21 protein-coding genes and 2 tRNA genes are annotated in these 21,250 nt (G+C 63.8%); 14 read left to right on the plus strand and 9 right to left on the minus strand.

From position 1 onward, the window contains the following. Nucleotides 1-54 precede the first annotated feature (54 nt). Nucleotides 55-354, plus strand: a complete 300-nt coding sequence (locus ACYQ0R_RS13440; RefSeq protein WP_459824673.1) for a sulfurtransferase TusA family protein — start codon at nt 55-57, stop codon at nt 352-354. A gap of 34 nt (nt 355-388) precedes the next feature. Here the strand turns inward: ACYQ0R_RS13440 and ygfZ are convergent, their stop codons facing one another. The 3 genes from ygfZ to ACYQ0R_RS13455 all read right to left on the minus strand — a co-directional run bounded on the left by ygfZ (nt 389) and on the right by ACYQ0R_RS13455 (nt 2,626). Then, a complete protein-coding gene (gene ygfZ, locus ACYQ0R_RS13445) occupies nt 389-1,543 on the minus strand; it encodes a CAF17-like 4Fe-4S cluster assembly/insertion protein YgfZ (RefSeq protein ID WP_459824676.1) in 1,155 nt (384 codons plus the stop codon). A 195-nt stretch (nt 1,544-1,738) separates the two neighbouring features. Continuing rightward, on the minus strand, nt 1,739-2,038 hold the full coding sequence (locus tag ACYQ0R_RS13450; protein ID WP_459824679.1) for a DUF6432 family protein: 300 nt from the start codon (nt 2,036-2,038) through the stop codon (nt 1,739-1,741). 66 nt (nt 2,039-2,104) lie between these two features. Continuing rightward, nucleotides 2,105-2,626, minus strand: a complete 522-nt coding sequence (locus ACYQ0R_RS13455) for an archaemetzincin family Zn-dependent metalloprotease (RefSeq protein ID WP_459824682.1) — start codon at nt 2,624-2,626, stop codon at nt 2,105-2,107. A gap of 42 nt (nt 2,627-2,668) precedes the next feature. Between ACYQ0R_RS13455 and ACYQ0R_RS13460 the strand changes: the two genes are divergently transcribed. From ACYQ0R_RS13460 to ACYQ0R_RS13470, 3 genes are all read left to right on the plus strand, one after another. Then, nucleotides 2,669-3,220 (plus strand): UPF0146 family protein, encoded by a 552-nt coding sequence (locus tag ACYQ0R_RS13460; protein ID WP_459824685.1) that lies wholly within the window; start codon nt 2,669-2,671, stop codon nt 3,218-3,220. Between the two features lie 167 nt (nt 3,221-3,387). Continuing rightward, the gene (locus tag ACYQ0R_RS13465) at nt 3,388-4,266 is read left to right on the plus strand and encodes a TIGR01548 family HAD-type hydrolase (protein WP_459824687.1); all 879 of its coding nucleotides are present in this window, start codon (nt 3,388-3,390) and stop codon (nt 4,264-4,266) included. 43 nt (nt 4,267-4,309) lie between these two features. Beyond that, nucleotides 4,310-5,056, plus strand: coding sequence for a DUF309 domain-containing protein (locus ACYQ0R_RS13470; protein ID WP_459824690.1), 747 nt, complete (start codon nt 4,310-4,312; stop codon nt 5,054-5,056). A gap of 11 nt (nt 5,057-5,067) precedes the next feature. Here the strand turns inward: ACYQ0R_RS13470 and azf are convergent, their stop codons facing one another. Both azf and ACYQ0R_RS13480 read right to left on the minus strand, forming a co-directional pair. After that, nucleotides 5,068-5,955, minus strand: a complete 888-nt coding sequence (gene azf / locus ACYQ0R_RS13475; RefSeq protein ID WP_459824693.1) for an NAD-dependent glucose-6-phosphate dehydrogenase Azf — start codon at nt 5,953-5,955, stop codon at nt 5,068-5,070. Between the two features lie 110 nt (nt 5,956-6,065). Continuing rightward, complete coding sequence (locus ACYQ0R_RS13480; RefSeq protein ID WP_459824696.1) at nt 6,066-6,419, minus strand: cell division protein SepF; 354 nt, start codon at nt 6,417-6,419, stop codon at nt 6,066-6,068. Between the two features lie 220 nt (nt 6,420-6,639). Between ACYQ0R_RS13480 and ACYQ0R_RS13485 the strand changes: the two genes are divergently transcribed. The 9 genes from ACYQ0R_RS13485 (at nt 6,640) to ACYQ0R_RS13525 (ending at nt 15,676) form a co-directional block, all read left to right on the plus strand. Continuing rightward, nucleotides 6,640-6,710, plus strand: a tRNA-Pro gene (locus ACYQ0R_RS13485). A gap of 75 nt (nt 6,711-6,785) precedes the next feature. After that, nucleotides 6,786-7,034 carry a hypothetical protein gene (locus ACYQ0R_RS13490; protein ID WP_459824699.1) on the plus strand — a complete coding sequence of 83 codons (249 nt, stop codon included), beginning with the start codon at nt 6,786-6,788 and terminating at the stop codon, nt 7,032-7,034. A gap of 11 nt (nt 7,035-7,045) precedes the next feature. Further along, on the plus strand, nt 7,046-8,998 hold the full coding sequence (locus tag ACYQ0R_RS13495; protein WP_459824701.1) for an ABC transporter substrate-binding protein: 1,953 nt from the start codon (nt 7,046-7,048) through the stop codon (nt 8,996-8,998). Between the two features lie 74 nt (nt 8,999-9,072). After that, a complete protein-coding gene (locus ACYQ0R_RS13500) occupies nt 9,073-10,047 on the plus strand; it encodes an ABC transporter permease (protein ID WP_459824704.1) in 975 nt (324 codons plus the stop codon). A 3-nt stretch (nt 10,048-10,050) separates the two neighbouring features. Further along, complete coding sequence (locus ACYQ0R_RS13505) at nt 10,051-11,277, plus strand: ABC transporter permease (RefSeq protein WP_459824707.1); 1,227 nt, start codon at nt 10,051-10,053, stop codon at nt 11,275-11,277. 95 nt (nt 11,278-11,372) lie between these two features. Further along, entirely contained in the window at nt 11,373-12,419 is a 1,047-nt protein-coding gene (locus ACYQ0R_RS13510) for an ABC transporter ATP-binding protein (RefSeq protein WP_459825781.1), read from the plus strand. After that, a complete protein-coding gene (locus tag ACYQ0R_RS13515; RefSeq protein ID WP_459824709.1) occupies nt 12,412-13,761 on the plus strand; it encodes an ABC transporter ATP-binding protein in 1,350 nt (449 codons plus the stop codon). Before ACYQ0R_RS13510 ends, ACYQ0R_RS13515 begins: the two co-directional genes overlap by 8 nt. Before the next feature lie 138 nt (nt 13,762-13,899). Beyond that, nucleotides 13,900-13,973 (plus strand) — tRNA-Phe (locus ACYQ0R_RS13520). Nucleotides 13,974-14,278: 305 nt separating this feature from the next. Then, on the plus strand, nt 14,279-15,676 hold the full coding sequence (locus ACYQ0R_RS13525) for an ATP-binding protein (RefSeq protein WP_459824712.1): 1,398 nt from the start codon (nt 14,279-14,281) through the stop codon (nt 15,674-15,676). Here the strand turns inward: ACYQ0R_RS13525 and ACYQ0R_RS13530 are convergent, their stop codons facing one another. The 3 genes from ACYQ0R_RS13530 to ACYQ0R_RS13540 all read right to left on the minus strand — a co-directional run bounded on the left by ACYQ0R_RS13530 (nt 15,677) and on the right by ACYQ0R_RS13540 (nt 18,690). After that, the gene (locus ACYQ0R_RS13530) at nt 15,677-16,189 is read right to left on the minus strand and encodes an ERCC4 domain-containing protein (RefSeq protein WP_459824715.1); all 513 of its coding nucleotides are present in this window, start codon (nt 16,187-16,189) and stop codon (nt 15,677-15,679) included. It lies immediately after the preceding gene. Between the two features lie 74 nt (nt 16,190-16,263). Continuing rightward, nucleotides 16,264-18,267: an SWIM zinc finger family protein gene (locus tag ACYQ0R_RS13535; RefSeq protein ID WP_459824718.1), complete on the minus strand. Its 2,004-nt coding sequence runs from the start codon at nt 18,265-18,267 to the stop codon at nt 16,264-16,266. Between the two features lie 54 nt (nt 18,268-18,321). Further along, nucleotides 18,322-18,690, minus strand: coding sequence for a calcium-binding protein (locus tag ACYQ0R_RS13540; protein WP_459824721.1), 369 nt, complete (start codon nt 18,688-18,690; stop codon nt 18,322-18,324). 427 nt (nt 18,691-19,117) lie between these two features. On the opposite strand from ACYQ0R_RS13540, the gene tnpC reads away from it, so the two are divergent. Next, a complete protein-coding gene (gene tnpC, locus ACYQ0R_RS13545; RefSeq protein ID WP_459820898.1) occupies nt 19,118-20,554 on the plus strand; it encodes an IS66 family transposase in 1,437 nt (478 codons plus the stop codon). On the opposite strand, the gene ACYQ0R_RS13550 is transcribed toward tnpC, so the two are convergent. Beyond that, a complete protein-coding gene (locus ACYQ0R_RS13550; protein ID WP_459824724.1) occupies nt 20,521-21,240 on the minus strand; it encodes a hypothetical protein in 720 nt (239 codons plus the stop codon). The two genes, tnpC and ACYQ0R_RS13550, sit on opposite strands and share 34 nt — an antisense overlap. Between the last annotated feature and the right edge of the window lie 10 nt (nt 21,241-21,250).

The raw sequence follows: 21,250 nt of genomic DNA on the forward strand, positions 1-21,250 counted from the left end.
GAGAATACTGTCCCGACCGACGCGACAAGGGGTCCGGAGAGCGTCCTCCCGTCCATGTCGAACGCATCCTGGGAAGACGTCGTGGAGATTCCCGACGAGCTTGACGACGACACGGCGGAGACGCTGCTGGAGGGAGCTGCGGAGACGCAGGATATGACCGGAGAGGTCTGTCCGTATCCGCAGGTCGAAGCGAAGAAGGCGATTCAGGGGCTCGATCCCGGCGAGTGGCTCGTTCAGGAGACGGACCACGTTCCGAGCACGGAGAACGTCCCAAAGGCGGTCGGCGACGCTGCAGACGCGAAGGTGTGGAAATCCGGCGACGGGCTCTACCGGATCTTCTTAAAGAAGGAGTAGGCCGGCGCGGGACGGCCCCCGCGTGCCGCCGAAGTCAGTCGTCCGCGTCGTACGTCGGTAGCCGGTCCGACCGAGCGCTCCCCTCGACGAACGGGAGATCGACTCGGCGCGCAGCCGTCTCCGCGCCGTCGACGCGAACGGCACAGTCGTCGATGCCGGCGTCGAACGAGACGAGTGCGAGCGCGATCGGCTCGCCGGCCGTCGGGCCGACGACCGACCGGGTCACCTCGCCGACCGCCTCGTCACCCGTGAAGACGGCAGCCCCGGGAGCCGGGAGCAGTTCATCGTATCGCTCGGGGGTGGCGTCGCCGTCGATGTCGCCGACTGCGTCGCCGAGCCCCTCGAGTTCGAGGCCGACGAGTCGCCGACTCGGCCGCCCCTGGTTTTCCACGCGGGAGACGACCTCCTGTCCGACGTAACACCCCTTCTCGAAGTCGAGTGCGTTTCGGATCCCGAGGACGTTCGGCACCGTGCCGTCGAGTTCGTACTCGAAGAGGGGTGTACCCGCCTCCGCGGAGAGCGCGTCCCACGTCCGGTAGCCGAACGGGGCGGCGTTGAGCCCACGGTTGAGCAGCGTGTCGAACACGTCGGGGGCGTCCGCCGCCGCACAAACGATCTCGTACCCCTCCTCGCCGAGGGGTGCGTCAGTCGCGACCACGGTCACGCCGGCGTCGACCATCGATCCGCGGACGAACGACAGCGGCGTTTCGGGTGCGCCCGCCCCGTTGAGGACGGACGCGACCTTCTCGGTCGATTTGGGGCCGTGGACGCCGAACACGCCGAACTCCTCGCTAGCGTCGCGGATCTCGACGTCCTGGATGAACACCTTGCTCGACCAGTCCTCGAGGACCGGGGCGGCGCGCTCGGGCGGACAGAAGACGAGCAGTCGCTCGCCCGCGTTGTACACGTACATATCCGTCTCGATGCCTCCCTGCGGGTCGAGGAGGAGCGCGTACACGCCCCGTCCGTCCTCGGCCGGCACGCGGTTGGAGACGGCGTTGTCGACGAACTCGACGCGGTCAGCGCCGGTGACGGCGAGAATCCCGTACCCCATCTCGATCGCGCCCACGACGTTCCGCACCGCCCGCCCGACGCGCTCGGGTTTTCGGTAGTGGTCGACGACCTCGCGGCCGCCGCGGTCCCTGTACGTCGCCCCGTGGTCCGAGTGGGCGTCGGAGACGAGAGTCATACCGAACGAAGTCGCGGCAGCGTCAAAAGGTCGCTGGATACGCGTCGGTCAGAGTCGTTGCGCACGAACTCGGCTCGGGACGCCCCGAGTCGTTGCGAACGCACTCGGGCAGGGATCTCCGAGGGAGGCGTGGGCTGGTCGTCTTGGGTGCAGCGTTGCTCGGTCGCTACGAGTTGATACGGTCGGGTGTGGCGGTCACAGGCCGATACGGTCTCGGATAACGTCGATGATGCTTCGGTCCGGCCGGCCGCCGTCGGCCTCAGGATCGGGGACGACCTGGTCGTGTGGGTACACGCGGACGCGGTCGTGGCGCTCGACCGTGATGAGCGAGTCGGCTTTCAGGGATTCGAGCGCCTCCTCGACGGCGTCGATGTCGGCATCGACCGCCGCCCGAAGCTCCAGCACCGTCATCCCCTCCTCTCCGCGGTCGACCAACGCGTCGAGCAGGGCGACCTCGACGTCGGACCGATCACGGAACTCCGGCTTCGCGGCCATGTTCGTGGATATGGGTCGGGCGGGGTTTACCTCTACCGGCGGTTCGAGTCGTTTCGCGACGAGGCGTCACCGAACCAGCCGCGAGCAGGAGCCACAGAGGTTCTCCTCTTTAACGTCGACCTCGCGAACCGTCGGCGAAAAGGACATGACGCATTTCGAGTTGTCACAGTGTTCCAGCCCGAGCGTGTGGCCGATCTCGTGGACGACCTCCTTGCGCACGCGGTCGGCGAACACGTCGACGGAGGGTTTCGTGGAGATGCCGCCGTCAGAGGACGTCTGGAGCCGATGGGTCGATATCACCGACCCGCTTCCGTTGAGGTACGCCAGCCCGAACACGTAGTTGCGACGACGGTAGTACAGGTCACGCGGCGTGATCCCGATGTTCTTTTCGCCGCCGCCGACCCGGCTCACCGTCTCGATGAGCTCCTCGGCCCGATACTGCCCACGCCCCTCGTCGTAGGCGGTTTCGGGTACGGGCTGGTCGTCGTGGACCGTGACGTCACAGTCATACACCGACCGAAGCACGTCGGAGGCCTCACGCTTCACGCGTGGGGTAACCTCCCCGACGGGAACGATGTCCACGAGCATGAAACGGTTTTTGAACCCGTAACGCATAAACCCCGCGCCGTGATGTCACCGTCGGACCGTGCCGTCGTCTCGGAGCTCGCAACGTTCGACCGTCTTCTCGAGGTCGGCATCGGACGCCGACCGGCGGTGGCACGAGCGCTCGGAACGCGCGGCTGCGAGGTGATCGCCATCGACATCGACGACGCGGCGGTCGAGCCGGAGTCGACGGCGGACCGACCGTATCGAACGTGTCGTGGCGATGTCGTTCGTCTCGCGGACGCGGCCGACCCGATCGCCTCGCTCCCGGTCGATATCGGTAACCCGGGAGCTCCCCCCGACGCGGAAGCTTCCCCCGACGCGGAAGCTTCCCCCGACGCGGAGGCTCCCCCCGACGCGGGGATCGATGCCGTGTACGCGCTGAACCTTCCGGCCGAGCTCCAGCGACCGGCGGTCCGTCTCGCGGACCGGCTCGATGCGGCGTGCTGGTTCACGACGCTCGGCTTCGAAGCGCCCGTCGTTGCGGTCCGACGCCGGCAGATCGAAGCCGAGACGCTGTACGCCGCTCGGGATCGCGAGGATGAGAGACGACGCCCGGGTCGCACGGACGTGGACTGACGCTCGAATCCGGCGCGGGATCCCAGCTACGCCGACATCCGGTCGACGCTTTCGACCGGGATCGACACCTAGCGTCGCCGGATATCCACCCCGACCGGTTGTGTATCCGGTCCGTGTCTCGACGACGACCCGGAACGCTCTTTCCGTTCGGCGTCGCCGACCCGTGTATGCAGGTCGACGCAGTCGTTCTCGACATCGACGGGGTGGTGGTCGACGTCGCGGACTCCTATCGCAGAGCGATCATCGAGTCCGTCGACCACGTGTACGGGCGGACGATACGCCGGGATGCGATACAGGCGTTCAAAAACGCCGGCGGCTTCAACAACGACTGGGAGCTGACGTACGCCGCGGCGCTGTACGTGTTGGCCCGTCGCGAGGGACTCCACGTCGACGTCGACGAGTTTACGGACCGGATCGCCGCAGAGGGCGGTGGGCTCGACGCCGCAAAGCGCGTCGTCGCGGAGCTCCCGAGCGTCCCGCAAGCACGGGTTCGTGACCAGTGGGACCGCTCGCGGCTCCGCGACGTGTTTCAGGCGCTGTACCTCGGCGAGGAGCTGTACCGCGAGCTGGAGGGTGGGACCCCGCCGATAGCGACGGACGGATACATCCACGACGAGCCGGTGTTGATCGACGAGTCGACGATCGACGAGCTGGTCGACCGGTTCGACGTCGGCATCCTGACCGGTCGTCCGGCCGCGGAGGCCGACATCGCCATGGAACGGGCCGGACTCGACGTGCCGGACGACCACCGATTCACGATGGACGACTGGGAGGAGGGGAAGCCCCATCCACGCGCGCTCGTGACGCTCGCCGAGCGGTTCGACGCGACCCGGATCGCGTTCGCGGGCGACACCCTCGACGACGTCCGGACCGCCCGACATGCGGACGACGCCGACGCGAGCCGAGTGTACTACGGCGTCGGCGTCCTTACCGGCGGGTTGACCGGGGATGAGGGGCGACGCGCGTTCGAGACGGTCAACGCGGACGTCGTCGTCGAGAACGTCAACGAGCTCACCGACCTGCTGGAGACGGGACGCGTCGAGTGAGCGCCCCCGGGGGGCTTTTCTCGCCGCGTCGACAACGAGGAGTATGACTGACTCCGGATCGGAGCCGGGCGAGTCCGACGGCGACGACCCGTCGGTCGAGGCTGCGCTCCGTGCGGGGGCGGCACTGTTCAACGAGGGGTACTGGCTCGCCGCCCACGAACCGTGGGAGGCCGCGTGGCTGCCGCTCGACCGGGACGCCGACGGTGCCGAAGCCGCCGACGAGCGACTGCTCCATGGGCTCATTCAGGTCGCGGCCGCGACACATCACGCCCGAGCCGGGAACGGCTCCGGCGCGGTCGGCTGTGCGGAGGGCGCAGTGTCCTATCTCGACGGCCTGGGTGACCGCCACCGATCGCTCGAGCTCGAACCGCTCCGGCGCTGGTGTCGGCGAATCGCGGATGCGTCGACGCCGGACGAGGCCGGGACGCACGCGTCCGGGGCCGGGACACACACGTCCGAGGCAGCTGCGTCGGTCGGTCGTCCTGCGCCGTTTGAACCGCCCGCGTTTCGGATCGACGGGACCGCCGTCCGGTTCGCGGACCTGGAGTTCGAGGCGACGCTCGCGGCCGCTCCCGCGCTAGCCGAGGCGATCGACGTCGTGGATCCCGAGGTCGTGGCGATGGCCGTCGAGCTCGCTCGCGAGGAGCGCGGCACCGGCCGCACGCGGTTCGCGGAGCTCCTGATCGGGTTCCTCCGCGAACCCGATACACGTCGACAGGTCGCCGTCCGGCTCGGCGACCACGTCGAGCGCGCGGCGAGGAAGCGTCGGGACGTCGACGACCTGTTTTGAGTGTTCGTCGCTCACGCACCGTCGGTCGGCACGTCGACTGACCCCGTGTCGTCGGATCCGCTGTCGTCGGATCCGCCGTCGTCGGATCCGCCGTCGTCGGATCCGCCGTCGTCGATCTCCTGTTTCGGGACGCCCTCGAACGTGTAGTCGGCGGAGTTGTCGGCGGGATCGTAGCCGAGCACGTCGCGTGCGCGGTCGATAGCGTAGTACTTGCGGTCGTTATCCGAGATCCCGTACACGATCTCGAAGCCGTACTCCGCCTGCAGACAGCGGTCGAACAGATGCGCGCAGTCGCGATGGGAGAGCCACATCGCCTGTCCACGCTCGTACTCCCGTGGTGGGTGGTCCTTGGTGAGGTTGCCGATCCGGACGCAGACGACGCTCATGCCGTGCTCGTCGTGATAGAATCGACCGAGGAACTCGCCGGTCGCTTTCGAGACGCCGTAAAGGTTTCCCGGGCGCGGGAGCTCGGTGCCGTCTAGCCGATACTCGTCCGTCGTGCGGTACATGTCGGGCGTCCGGTCGTCGGTTTCGTAGCCGCCGACCGCGTGGTTCGAGGAGGCGAACGCCAGCTTCCTGACGCCGGCGTCGGCGGCCGCGCGCATCACGACCTGCGTGCCGTCGATGTTGTTCCGAATCACGGAGTCCCACGGTGCGGTCTTTCGGGGATCACCTGCGAGGTGAATCACCGCGCCGACGCCGTCCATCGCGTTTCTGACGGCGCGCTCGTCGGTGATGTCCGCAACGTAGCGGTCCGCGTCGGTGACGCCGTCGGGTACTTTTGCGGCCGGGATCGGCTCGCGGTCGAGCAGTCGCCAGTCGTACTCGTCGCCGATCCCGCGGAGGATGGCCTGTCCCACCCGTCCGCCCGCGCCCGTGAGCAGCACCGGCTCGTCCATTCACCCGATCATGGAACGGTGACGGGCATATATCGCACGGTTCGGGATCCGTCGGTGCAGCCGGGCGGATCGCCGAACCGTGGTAGTCGCCAACTCCGGCAGTGCAACCCTTATGAGAGCTTCTGGCGGGAGATACGGACACCCGTCGGCGTCACGACGATCTGGTCGTCACCTTTCTGGACGATGTCGCCGTCGACCTCCTGTGCGACCTGGCGAAGCTCGTCGATGATGTGTTCGATCGTCCGGTCCGACGTCGAGTGGCGGGTGATGTCGGCGATGACGAAGTCACCGTCGTACACCGCGTCCTTGATCGGGATGACGTCGCTCTGGTCGCCGATCTCCGCGATGTGTACCTGCATACCACTCTCCGCGCTCGCCTCGGCGAAGTCGTCCATGTCGAGTTCGACGTAGTCGTCGACCGACCGGCTCGCTCCCCCGCCGAGGATCTTGCTCATAATGCCCATACGCACATCAGCCGCGATTGGACATTAGTTCTTACGTCAGACACGCCGGGTCGTCACGCGGCGTTCGAGCTCGCTGACGACCACCGATGGTGTCGCTGACGGGCTGCTCGCGGGCGACGACTCGGGTGTCCGGCGCGACACGCTTCGAGGACCCGGCGCGACACGCTTCGAGGATCCGGAACGAAACGCTTTACACGGTCATCCGGATAGGTAGGAGTGCGGGACCGTGGGTTAGTGGTATACTCCGGGCCTTGGGTGCCCGTGACCCCGGTTCGAATCCGGGCGGTCCCACTTTCTGCGCCAGCCGTCTCCGACTCCGCGTGTGCCGACCGCAAGCGATATTTCTCCCCGACGGTATGTGCCTATATGTCACGGTTCGAGAGACAACACGAAGACACGGACACGACGCCGCAAGCCGCGTCCCGTCTCGTCGTCGACGCCGGGTCCGACCCGTTGCGGCGGGACGCGCGACGCCGGCTCTACCGATGTTCGTTCGACCCGAATCCGGAGTTGACCGGTGACCCGGGCCCGGAGCTGACCGGTGACGCGGAACGACCGCTGCATGAATCCGCCGTCCACCACGGTTGTAACGCACCCACGGCGTCGCGGCGATAACACGAACACCCATGTCACGACACGCTGCCGAACTCCACGATGCGGGACGCGTGAGTCGACGCCGGTGGTTGCACGCGCTCGGCGTCGCCGGGGCGACGGCCGTAGCGGGATGCGCTACCGACGATCCCGACGCGGACGCTGACCCCGACGCGGACGCTGACCCCGATGCGGACCCCGGACCGACCGCGACCGAGCCCGAACCCCTCGATCTGAGTCGGGATCCGCCCGCGGTCGAGGGCGAGTATCACGCGACGCAGGCGTCGGCGTTCGACACGATCAACCCCATCTTCAACACCGAGTCCGGTGCGGGAGCGGCGATCAGCTACGCGCTCGATCAGGGATACACGTTCGACGCGAACGACGAGGTGTTCCCGCTCCTCCTTTCGGACATTCGGACCGAGGACGAAGGGGAGACGTGGATCATCGAGTTCCGGGAGAATCTCGAGTTCAGCGACCCGTACGGACAGTACACGGCCGACGACTACGTGTACTACGTCCGGAACGTCCATCAAGGGGAGTGGGCTCCCAGCGCGAACAGCGCCGACTGGGACGGAGTCGAACTCGAACGGACCGGCGAGCTGCAGGCGCGTGCGACCCTCGAAAACCCGAACATCATCTGGCCCGAAACGTTCGCCCCGCTGGAGTACCCGATCCCGAGGGAGCTGCTCGAGCCCTACGTCGAGGCGGAGGACGCTCAGGGGCTCGAACAGGACGAGGAGCTGCTCGACCTGTCGTTCGCCGGCAACCTCGGTGCGTACACGCTCGAGGAGTGGATCCGGGACGGCGGAACGCGCTATACCAGAAACGACGAGTACTACCTTCGGGCGGTCGGCGAGCGGGACGACGACCGCTCGCTCCTCAGCAACGCCCCCTACTTCGAGGAGGCGAGAATCGAGATCATACCCGAGGAATCGAGTCGGGTCGCCGCACTCGAAACCGGGGGAACCGACAACGTCCAGCTGCCTCCGGACAGGGGCCAGCAGTTCATCGAGGACGACGAGACGATGGTGGTGTTACAGCCGACGCCGTTCAACACCATCCTCTCGGTGAACATGCGGGATAACGGATGGACCTTCGGTCCCGGCAACTTGTTCCGTGTCACGGAGTTCCGTCAGGCGATCGCGGCCGCGATCGACAAAGAGCAGTTCATCGAGGGGATCTTGCGCGGCTTCGGAAACGAACATTTCACCTGGCAGCCGGAGTTCTCCGAGTGGTTTCCCGGCACGGAGGATCTGACGCTGTGGGGCGTCCCCGGTGACGGCGTGTACGGGCCGGATTCGGCCCGGGAGCTTGCGGAGACGGCGCTCGACCGGATCGACGAGGCGTACTCGTACGACGGCGACACGCTCGTTGGCCCCGACGGCAATCAGGTCGAACTCGAGCTCTACTACAACGCGGCATCGGACACCCAGGAGCTCGCGGCGGAGTTCTACCGGAACGAGTTCGAGACGAACCTCGGGTTCACTCTCAACATCAACGCGATCGACGGGACGACGTTCTCGGAGAACTACTGGAGCGCGCAGCCGGCGACCGACGAGACGGAGCTCGTCGACACGATCGACGGCGAGGAGGTTCGCTGGGAGCAGCCGACGCCGAACAACCCCGGCCCGCGTCGCGTCACGTCCGATGAGGCGTGGGATTTCGGCACCGTCTTCGGGCTCAACACCTACCCCCGAAATCCGCTGACGAACGCGGTGTTCTTCGACGGTCCGGCGACCGCCTACAACCCCGTCGGCTACTATCCCGAGTTCGACGCCGAAGCCGTGTTCGACCGGATGCGGAACGCGGACACTCGTGCGGAGCTGAACGACGCCGCCGGGGATCTCTTCGCCGCGCTCAACGAGGAACAGCCGTACATCATGCTGTCGTTCAGCGAGGAGATTCAGGGGTACAACCCCGACCTTCGCGGACCGATCGCCGACTTCTCCAGCGGCTTCGACTTCGCCGGCTGGTTCAAACGATAGGCTATGGAGCTGAGCGACCGCCACGTACGGATCACCCCGTCATGACCGACGACGACCACACGGTGAGATAATCGATGGGGATCGGACGATACGTCCTCGCACGGACGGGCTGGGCGGTGGTGGTTTCGTGGATCATCGTCACGATCACCTTTCTGCTCATCGCCCTTGCGCCGAACCCGTCGATCTCCGAGGCGGCCACGCAGGCGGCGCTCCAGGGAGGGGATCCGACCGCGGCTGCCGAGCGGGAACGCGAACTCCGCGGGCTCGACGAGCCGTTGTACGTTCGATACGCCGACTTCCTGCAGGGCGTGTACACGTTCGAGTGGGGGTGGTCGCAGAACCGAGCCCAGCCGGTCACGGAGGCGCTGTGGGAGGGGATCTACTACACCGCTCAGTACTCGATCCCGTGGACGATCCTCACGCTGATCATCGGCCCACTCGTCGGGGTGTACTCGGCAGCCAACATGTACTCGTGGCGCGATCACCTCGCCACCGGGTTCGCCTTTTTCGGCTGGGCAATCCCGAACTTCTTTTTCGGGATCGTTCTGCTCGTTATCTTCGGCGTGTATCTGGAGTGGGTGCCCGTCTCCTACGACCCGGACGTCCCGGTCATGAGCCTCGCGAACGCACACCAGTTGCTTCTTCCGGTGTTCGTGCTCGTCACCGGCTCGATCGGGGCCGTGATGCGGGTCTCGCGGAACGAATCGGCGGAGTTCCAGAACGCCGCGTTCATGAAAACTGCACGAGCGAAGGGTGTGTCGCCGATCCGGGCGTACGCGTACCACGTGATGCGGCCGACGTTGGTGCCGCTGTCGACGACGCTCGTGAGCCAGATCCTGGTCATCTTCCTCGGGTCGTCGCTGCTCATCGAGATCGTGTTCGGGATCCCCGGGCTCGGTCGCGTGACGTTCGACGCGCTCATCAATCAGGACACGAACCTGGTCCTCGGAGCGACGCTGTTTTTCACCTTCATCGCGGTCATCGGCAACCTCATCGAGGACATCGTGTTCACGATACTCGATCCGCGGATCAGCTACGACGACAGATAACACATGACGAACGACGAGCCAACGACGTTCGACGAAATCGACTGGGAGCAGCAGACGGACGCGACGCTCGTCTCGCTTTCGCTCAACCTCAAGCTCCTCCTTGTGGCCGGGACCCCAGTCGTTCTTCTCGGGCTGTACGACCACTTCCTCGTCGGCGCGCGGGAACGGACGTTCGTCCGACTCGGCGAGGATCTCGGGATTCACGGCGTCTTTTCGACGCTCGGAATCGATTTCGACCCGTCATCGATCGAGCTCCTGTTCGCGTTCACGATCGTGTTGTTCGTCGCCTACGTCGTGTTGCCGCTGTACCAGAATCCGCGGATGACCCGGTACTACTGGCGGGAGTTTACGCGGAATCGGCCTGCGGTCGTAAGCCTCGGATGGCTCGTGGTCGTCTTCGTCGGCGGCGTCGCAGGACCGCTGTTCGTTCCCATGCCCGAGCAGAACCTGCTCGCGGCCTACCAGCCGCCGGTGTACACGTCCGTCGACATGGTGCATCTGAACGACTGTCTCGGCTCCGTCGAGAACGGACGCTGTCACGGCTCGTGGGCCCATCCGCTCGGGACCGACCGTGGAGGTCGAGACGTCCTTGCGGCCGTCATCCACGGCATGACAGTGACGATGCAGATCGCGTTCATCACCACCACCATCGTCGCGATGATCGGGATCACCTTCGGAACGGTGAGCGCCTACGCGGGCGGGTGGATCGACGAGCTCATGATGCGGTTCGTCGACGTCGTGCTGTCGTTTCCGACGCTGCTTTTTTTCCTGCTCATTCTCTACATCTACGGTGCGGGCCTCGGCATGTTCATTCTCGTGTTCTCGCTTTTCGGCTGGGGGGCGACGGCGCGGTACGTCCGCAGCAAGGCGCTGTCCGTGTCCGAAGCGGAGTTCATCAAAGCGACGCGGATCAGCGGCGCGGGGACGTATCATATCGTTCGCCGCCACGTGGTCCCGAACACGGCCAGCAGCATCATCACACAGCTCACGCTCATCGTCCCGGGATTTCTCCTCGCGGAAGCGCAGCTCGCGTTCCTCGGCATCGGCGACACCGCGGTGCCGACGTGGGGCGAGCTCATCTCCTCCGGCCGGACGGCGATCGACTTCGCCCCCTGGGTCGTTCTCGTGCCCGGCTTCGCGCTGTTTTTTACGATCCTAGCGTTCAACTTCGTGGGCGACGCACTGCTTGATGCGATCAATCCCGAAACCGAAGCCGAGGCGGATAGATGACGATGCCCGGAGACGATGCTCCGTCCGACCATCCGACGCCCGCGGACGAGCGATCACCCGGCGTCGCGGTCGACGGAACGGCGACGAGCGGAGGGATGGATGGGGGTAGCGGAACGAACGATGAGACGCCGCTGCTCGAGGTGACGGGGCTGACGACGACGTTCGACACCGAGGACGGCATCCTCCGCGCCGTCGATGGGGTGACGTTCGAGGTCGGTCACGGGGAGACGGTGTGTATCGTCGGCGAGTCCGGCTCCGGCAAAACCGTCGCGACGGAGTCGATCACGAGGCTCATCGACCAGCCTCCGGGTCGGATCCGCGGCGAGGTCCGCTTCGACGGGACGGACCTCCGTGCGCTTCAGCCGGACGCCCTTCGAGAGGTTCGCGGGGCCGACATCGCTCACGTCTTTCAGAACCCGCAGGAGGCGATGAACCACTGTTACACGATCGGCTGGCAGCTCCTCGAAGCGATCCGGGTTCACGAGGACGTCCCCGAGAAACGGGCCCGCAAACGAGCGATCGACCTGCTCGACCGCGTGGGTATCGACAACGCCAGCGCCCGGTTCACGGACTATCCCCACGAGTTCTCGGGGGGGCAGAAACAGCGGGTGATGATCGCCATGGCGCTCGTCGGAAATCCCGACCTGCTCATCGCCGACGAGCCGACCACCGCTCTCGACGTAACCGTGCAGGCCCAGATTCTCGACCTGCTCGCCGAACTGCAGGCAGAGATCGGCATGAGCATCCTGTTCGTCACCCACGACCTCGGCGTCGTCGCCGAGATCGCCGACCGGGTGATCGTCATGTACGCCGGCAAGGTGATGGAACGGGGGTCGGTGTACGACGTCTTCGAGCGGCCGTCCCACCCGTACACGCAGGCACTTCTCGCCTGTCTCCCGGAGTACGGTGGGACGAAAGGAGGGATACCTGGGTCGCTGCCCGATCCGACGGATCCGCCCGACGGGTGCCGGTTCGCCGACCGGTGTGACCACGCCGTCGCCACGTGTCACACCGGCGACCAGCCCCCCGAGATCGAGGTCGCCGACGGACACCGGGTCTCCTGTGTGTACTACCAGTCCGGCTTCGAGGAACGGACGGTCCGAAACGACGCGCCCGTGATGGAGCGTGACGTCGATGAGTGATCCGTTGTTGTCCGTCCGAAACCTGAAGAAGTACTACCCGCTCAAGCGGGGGCTGCTGAACAGGGAGGTCGGCAAAGTCAAGGCGGTCGACGGGATCAGCTTCGACGTTCATCGCGGTGAGACGGTCGGCATCGTCGGCGAGTCCGGATGTGGAAAATCGACCGCGGCCAACGCCATCATCCGTCTCGAGGAGCCGACCGAGGGGGACGTCATCTTCAACGGTGGTCGACGGGAGCCGCGAGACCGTCCGGAGGAGGGGCCCCACCCGAACGACGTGACCGCGTTCGAGGGGAGCGAGCTCCGCCGCTTCAGACGGGAGGCACAGATGATCTTTCAGGACCCCTCTTCGAGCTTTAATCCCCGTCAGCAGGTCGGGCGGGCCGTGGGGGAGCTGCTGGAGGTTCACGGGATGGACGACCGGCAGCAGCGGCGGACGATCGTCGAGGATCTTCTGGAGCGGGTCGGTCTCTCCGCTGACGATTACGAGCGATATCCACACGAGTTCTCCGGCGGTCAGAAACAGCGGATCGCGATCGCTCGGGCGCTCGTGTTGAACCCGAATCTCGTGATCGCGGACGAGCCGGTGTCGGCGCTCGACGTGTCGGTACAGGCGGAGGTGCTCTCGCTCATCGACGAGCTACAGGCGGCGTTCGGCCTCTCGATCGTCCTCATCAGCCACGACATGTCCGTCGTCAAAGCGATCTGCGACCGGGTTGCCGTCATGTATCTCGGCGAGTTCGTGGAGGTGGGTGAGACTGACGACGTTTTCGCCGACCCGAAACATCCGTACACCGAGGCGTTGCTCTCGTCGATCCCGACTCCCGACCCTCGTCACCGTCGTCGCAGCATCACGCTCACCGGTACGGTTCCGAGCCCTTCGGATCCGCCGAGCGGCTGTCGGTTCCACACGCGTTGTCATCGGGTGATTCGGCCGCCGGACCTGACGCTCGATCGCGAGGAGTGGCTCTCGGTGATGAACTTCCGACAGCGGGCTGCCGCGGGGAGTATCGACCCCGACGAGCTCCGTCACAACGTCGCGCCCGCGGACGCAACGCCGAGCGACGAGGCGGTCCACGAGCAGCTTCGCACGGAGTTCGATCTCCCATCGCAGCTTGGCGATGACGACGCCGAAGCGGCGCTCGCGGACGCGATCGAGGCGATCGTCGACGGCGCGACCGATGACGCGACGGCCGTTCTCGACGAGACCTTCCGGACGCCATGTGAGACGACGGTCCCGGAGTACACGAACCACGGCGACGGACACCGATCCGCGTGCCTGCTGCACGAGGACGACGGTGAGCGACGCTCAGATGAGCCGGGGCGACGCTCCGATGATGGCTGACCGTCTCGCGTAGTCGGATCGGACGCGTATTCGTCGGGGGAGCCGATGTTCGTGGTCCACGCTGTCGACGAGCCGTCCCCCATTCACCACGGCCTTTCGAAATCCTTTTGTCCCGAATCGGCCTTGGTCGGAATGCGAGCCGCCTTAGCTCAGACTGGGAGAGCACTCGACTGAAGATCGAGCTGTCCCCGGTTCAAATCCGGGAGGCGGCATTATACTCACGGTTCACATGCCTGTGAGCTGGGAGTACGTTTCGACATCACGGGATTCTATTGTCGAATTGAACCGCCGTTACTTCACTTCGCTCGTGACGAGGTCCCACTTTTCAAGACTCGCAACACTCGGTCGCGTTGCTCATTCGGTTGCGTCGCGTGAAAAGTGGGACCGCCGTCGATACCATGACTGTTCTCTCGACCACGGGGTCCGGGACTGCTCGACCCAATTCTAAAATCGGCATTAGTAAAGTCACGATTTAGATAATCAGAAGAATAATGATTGTCGGGGTGAAACGGGAGGTATGGCCAGCCAGCGGTTCGTCAACCGCGGGGACGAACTCGAATTGCTAAACTCGCGGTTCGAGAACGACAGTGCCGAACTGATCGTCGTCTACGGGAGACGACGACTCGGCAAGAGTGCGCTCGTTCGCGAGGCAGTCCGGGAACGTGCGGACGCCGTCTACTGGCAGGCAACCGAGGAGACCGCGGCCGCACAACTCGCTAACTTCGTCGACACGGCCAGCGAGACGTTTCCACTCCTGGAGGACATTCAGCGCGACTGGGAGGCATTGCTCCGGGCACTCGGTCGCGAAGACGCAATCGTCGTCCTGGACGAATTCCCCTATCTCGTCGAATCTGACGACTCGCTCCCGTCGAAAATACAGCGCGTCTGGGACACGCAGCTCGAGGAGACGGACACGACACTCGTGCTCGTCGGCTCGTCGATCAGCATCATGGAAGACAAGATTCTCAGCGGAGGGAGTCCGCTGTACGGTCGCCGGACGGCGACCATCGACCTTCCGCCACTTGACCTCGCGGATGCACGGCAGTTCTACCCTGGTGACGACCCGGATGATATCATCCAAGCCTGGAGTGTATTCGGCGGAACGCCGTACTATCTTCAGGCGCTCGACCCATCCCGCTCGCTAGCCGAGAACGTTCAGTCGCAAGTACTCTCAGAACATGGTGTTCTTCACAACGAACCGGAGTTTCTGTTGCGGACGGAGTTCGGAATCCGGGAACCGCAGACCTACTACACGATTCTCCGGGCAATCGCGACCGGCAAGCGGGCTGCCAACGAAATCGCTGGCTTCGCCGGGGTCAACTCCAACGCGCTGGGTTCGTACCTCTCGAAGCTCCGCCGACTACGTCTCGTCGAACGCGATATTCCCGTGACCGCCAATCCTAACTCGACGCGGAAGAGTCGTTACCGGCTGAAGGAACCGCTGTTCCGGTTCTGGTTCCGGTACGTCTACGGCCAGCAGGGAGAGCTCGTCCAGCTCGGCGAGGACGCCTACGAAGAGATGGTCGAACCGACCTTCACCGACTACATTGGGACGATGTTCGAGCGAGTCTGTCAGAACGCGCTTCCGTCACTGATCCCCAAGACATACCATGGCATCGGCTACTGGTGGCACAAGCAACACGAACTCGATGTCGTGGGACTCGCGAGTGATGGGACACTCGTCGCAGGAGAGTGTAAGTACACTAACCGCGAGATGACAGAGGGAGACTTGGCCGACCTCGAACGGACAGCATCGGAGGTCCAGTGGTCGCCATCCAACGGAAGCGACCGGACGGAGCAGTACTGCTGTTTCTGTCGATCCGGGGTTTCCGATGGCCTGCACGAGGTGGCTGCGGAACGCGACGACGTGTCACTGTTCACACCCAGCGAAATCGTGCCAGGTGACAGTGAGTGATTACGAAGTATCTGCAAGTCGTCGCGCCAGACTGTGCCGTACGAGCAACAGGAACGCACACAGCGTGGCTCGTCGGCGTGTCTCGACGAAATTAAACGCGACGTTGTAGTGGCGGGCCCACGCCGTGACCGTCCCGACGACCTGAGCGGGATGGATGTCCCGTCTCGCCATGCACCCGCGATTACCGAGCAGCGTTTGCCAGGATGACTCGACGATCACGGGAAGTGGCTGTGACCACTCGGCTGCTCGCTGTAGTTCACGCTCGAATCGGTCTCGCTCCCAGGTGATCGCAGTGAGGAAGTCGTGGCCGGACTTGCGTTCGACCGCGAAGTGAGGGCGGTACGTGTCGAGTTCCGGGTCGTGGGTACAGTATTTCGGGGCCGTGTAGTCACCCGTCGAGAGCGTCACATCTCGTGTCTCGACCGGGAGCGTCTCGAACGTCCACGGACGCTGTTCGCGCGTGTCCCGCAGGACCGTCGTCGGAATCGGACGCCGCTCTCGTCGCTCGGTCATCGGTTGAGGCTGGGCTCGGTATCACGGGTAAATGTTCGCCGAAGCCACACTCCTCGATGACAGTACGGCGTCGCTCAAAACCCGGCCTTCTCCAGTTCGTCGAGAAACGCCGGGCGGTTCGAGTGTTTCTCCTTCAGGAAGTCGACGAACTCCTCGAACCGCTCTTCGGGGACGAGGTGGTGCATCTCTTCGAGGTGGTCAGCGATCGTTCGGTAGTGACGCCGTCCCGTCTCGCCAGCGGCAAACGGGACGAGCAGTTCGCGGTGGCACTCGAAGTATTCGACCGGATCGACGGTGGCGACCGGATCCCGATACCGGCGCACCAAGGAGAGATCGTCGCTGTCTTTCAGTTCCGCAAACGCTTTTTCGAGGTCACCTTCGTGGACGTACATGGCGATGAGCTTCTGCCGGTCGTCCGCGAACTGTCGCTCGAACTCCTCGTAGAGTGACTGCCACTCTTGATCGTCACAGACATCTTTCAGGTCGTCGTAGGCTGCCCACTCGGTATGGTCGAGAAAGAGATCTTTCAGCGTGCGACGGTACGCGTCTGAGTCGTGCTCTTGGTAGAGGTCGGCAGCGAGCCAGCGAAGGTCAGCCGTCGACCGGAACGTCTCGATTCCGTCTTCGAGCACCTCGATTGCCCGGTTTTCGTTCCCCGCCTCGATCAACCGCTCGGCGTACTGCTTACAGAAGCGAGCGCTTTCGAGATAGACCTCCTCGTACAGTGCCGACAGGACCGCTTCCTCGCCGAGTTGCTCGAGAATATAGATGTACGTCGAGATGAGACTCCGGACACGAAGTGAGGACGTGATCTCTGTCTCCCCAGCACTCGATTCGGTCGGTTCGACATCTGCGGTGTGTGCCTCGACGGTCGTCGGGTCGTCGACACGCAGTTCCTCGAAGGCATCGCCAACGAAATACTCCAGTTTCAGGGTCCCGACCGCAGGATGGTCGACATCGGGGACCCCACCTGTGAAATCATCGGGAGTGAGCGGCCCATCGGTGAAATCGGAGGCGTAAAGAACCTCGTCCGTTCGTTCTTGGTGATGTTCCGTCGGTTCTTCCGTCGATTGCTCGTCCGCCGATGCTTCGACGTGGTCATCGCTGGCGGACGGATCTTGTCGGTCGCCAGCCCCAGCGGATGTCAGTTCACCTCCGGCCACTGCATCGAGACTGATGTTTGAGACGCGCTCGTCCAGTGCATCCAGCCAATATTCGAGGTCGTCAGTCGTCGTACACAGTGTCCGCAGTGCATCGTCGTGGTAATCGCTGACGAAGCCGTGGTCGGCCTCGACGAACGCGTCACAGAGGTACTCGATGTACGGTCGCTTCTGTTCGTGGCTGTCGACGTGTTCCGCGACTGTCTCGGCATATGACTCGATGGCCCGTTCCAACTCACGACCGTGGTACCCGCCGCTGTCGTCGATCCGGTTCAGGTTCTCGCGGATCGCTTCGGCAATCGCCCGGTAGATGTCCGTCGCCGTCTCGACGTTGCCACGCTCGCGGTGTGTCTCGGCGAGCTCGTAGTATTGCGAGAAATCAACGTGCGTGTCGTATTCGATCAGCCCACCGCGGCCGGCAGCACTGTCGAACAGTCGGCCGATCTCCTGCTTGTAGTCGTAGACGGTTTTGCCCGTGTCCTCACCTGCGAACGCGACGAGGCGGTCGCGGATGTCGGGGTCGTCCTCTATGATCTCCAGCAGGAACGATCGAAGCTCGTCGGCTGCCATGTCCGCGATCAGTTCGTCGATATCTACCGTCTCAGAAAGAGTACTATCCGGCCCGGCGTCAGTCTCGTTGTCCGCATCGGTATCGCGGTCCTCGACGGCCAGCAGGACCGCAACGATGTGCTTGCAGTCTCCGGCGTAGTCGTACGGACAGCTACAGCGGGTGCGGACGGTATCGTCCGCGATGTCGATAGCCACATCGTAGTAGTTGGAGCCGCGAACGGTGGCTCTGATTTCCCCACCGTCGATGTCGAGGTCCTCCACTCGATCTTGATGATAGTAGTTCACACCCCGCTCGAAGGACTGTTCGGTACAGAGCGACCGGATCTCTTCCCGGTTCGGATAGTCCATGTGTTGCCGACGACTACTGTGCTGGGCACTGAAAACGTGGCGCTACTCGCACATTCAGTCCAGTCGGCCGCCGTCGCCGTTCCAGTAGTGCCAGTCGTCGACTGCGTCCCGGGTATCGCTGTCCGCGTCGAGAACCTCGAGCTGTGATAGGGGCACGCCAAATCTCCTGTCAATCCACTCCACGAGGACGAACATCTCACTGCTGCTGACGATCTCGTCCGTCATTCCGACGACAGGCACTTCTTCGCCCTCTCGCAGCGGTGAGATCGTTCGTTCCTCGATACAGCGCGCCTGGAATGGAACGGTCATCTCGCGTTCGAGGTAGTAGCACCAGCTGATCGCCCGCTCACTTGGGGTATAGGCGTCGGTGAGTACCTCCCGCCGAATGCGTCTGTTTCGCTGTTCGTCTGTCTCCTCGGTCATGGTCGCTTCTCCCGGACAATCACGGCTGTCTCGGTCGACGAAATCACGTTGCTGTCGTCGAGAACTCCGTCTATCTCATCGGGTTCGTACACCTCTTTGACGATACGTACGTGTTTACCCCCAGAACGATTTCGCCACTCTCTCGTAAGTTGCCCCTGACCTCGTAGTAGAGCAATGCAGACGACAGGGTATTCCCCGAGGGACGGTCTCCGGCAGGGAGACCGTCCCGTGTCTTCTGCACTAGCCGAGGGGGGTTCTGATGGTTACTGATGAGGTACGTGTTTACCCCCAGAACGATTTCGCCACTCTCTCGTAAGTTGCCCCTGACCTCGTAGTAGAGCAATGCAGACGACAGGGTATTCCCCGAGGGACGGTCTCCGGCAGGGAGACCGTCCCGTGTCTTCTGCACTAGCCGAGGGGGGTTCTGATGGTTACTGATGAGAAAGTGAAGCAACTGCTTGAGCGGATCACTGCCCTCGAAAACCGCGTTGATGAACTTGAGCAGGAGAACGAAGAACTGAGGCAAGAAAATCAGCAACTCCGTAAAGAGAACAAGCGCCTCAGAGCCAAGATCCGATGGTACGAAGGACCACATACACCGCCGAGCAAGGACCAGTCGGAGCAAGAGGAGTCGTCCTCGTCCGACGGGGACGAGGACGACGAACAGCCCCGTACTGACGGTGGCACGCCCGGCCGAAAGTCCGGACATGACCCGGAATGGCGCGACGCTCCCGATCCAGATCAAGAAATCGAGGTCACCTGTGACTGCTGTCCAGACTGTGGTGAGGCGTTCGACGAGTCGGCGGGCGTCAGCCCCCGACTCGTCGAGGAACTCCCTGACCCACAGCCACCGGAAGTCACTCAGTACAACCGGCACCACTACGAGTGTCACTCCTGTGGAGCTGAAACCGTCGCCTCACACCCCGACTGCCCCGATGAGGGGCAGTTCGGGGTGAACGTCATCGCACAGGCAGCGCTCTCTCGGTACGACCACCGTCTTCCATACCGGAAGATCGGCGACCGCTTCGAACAGCTCCACGGACTGGAGTTGTCTGGCGCGTCTGCATGGCACGCGACCGAGCGCGCTGCGCGCGCCGGTCGCTGTGAGTACGAGCAGATCCGCCACCAGATCCAGCAAGCCGACGTTGTCCACGTTGACGAGACTGGAATCAAACGTGACGGCGAACAGGCGTGGATCTGGACGTTCACTACCGAGGAACATACGCTGTACGCGGTCAGGGAGAGTCGAGGAAGCGATGTTCCCGCAGAAGTCCTCGGCGAGGACTTCGCGGGAACGGTCGTCTGTGATGGCTGGACGGCGTATCCGGCCTTCAGCAGCAACCTCCAGCGGTGCTGGGCGCATATTCTACGGGAGGCTGAAGACGCCGCTGAGAAGCAACCGGAAGGCGAACCGATCCACCGTGCTCTCAAACAGCTGTACGTCGCTCTCCAGATTCGACTGGAGAGCGACTTGACAGTTCGTGAGCGAGCAGAACTCCAGCACGTGGCCCGGAGAGAGCTTGAGTCGCTGATAGAGCGGTCAGTGCCCGACGGACCAGTGGCAACACTACTCGGGAAGATCGAAGGAGGCCTCGACCACTGGCTCACCTTCATCGGTGAGCCAGCGGTCTCTCCGACGAACAACGCGGCTGAAAACGCGCTTCGTGAGCCGGTGGTTCTCCGGAAGATCATTGGAACGCTCCGGAACGACCGCGGTATGTTCGTGCATGAGACGCTGCTGTCCCTGCTGGCGACCTGCCGCCAGCAGGGACGTAATCCCTACGAAGAATTCAAGCGAATCGCTCGAAACAATGAGATGATTTCACGAACTCAGGCAGTGCCCGCTGTTGCGTCCTCGGGGTAAATACATACGACGATACAGTAGTAGTGCGATGGCGTCCCGAAGTCGTAGACCAAGCTGAGCCTGTCGCCTTCCCAGAGTGTGCCACGCTCGGCGACTTCCGCAACCGTCATCTCGCTGGCTTTCGTGTCTGACCGGTCCCCTGCCTGCTCGTACTGGTGGTCGGGGAGCACGTTGAGACTGGAATCCAGATACTCGTCTTCGAGCCCGTACATCCGGAGGTGAAAGTCATCGAGTGTGGTGAACCGACACACGAGCCTGTCGAGTTCTGCCATCGTCGTCTCGGGTCTGACGACGATATCGTACCACTCGTCTCGCGCTCTGCCCTTCTGTTTCCAGCGGAGCCGATACCCGACAGTGCCAATCCGCTCGGATACGCCGTCGGCAGCCCGCTCCTGTTCGTCTGACAGTGCGTCGCGTGTGTTCGACCAGCAATACGAGCAGATTTCGTCCGGTGCCTCGTCCTCGAACCCGTCTTTGTCGATCTCGTTCTGGGCGACGAACTCCGAGAACGGGACGCGTCGGTATCGCGGATGCCGGCTGCTTCTACTGCACATCTTCTCTCCCGGAGCACTGGGGCCAAGCGAGAAGCGATTGTCATCCTCCGACGTACTCGCGTCCATATCGATGATGTGCGCCACTGTCCCACTTCCAATCTCGATCACAAATCGGTCTGTTGGCTCACTCATCGTATCGCTC

Source organism: Halorubrum luteum, from assembly GCF_054652935.1.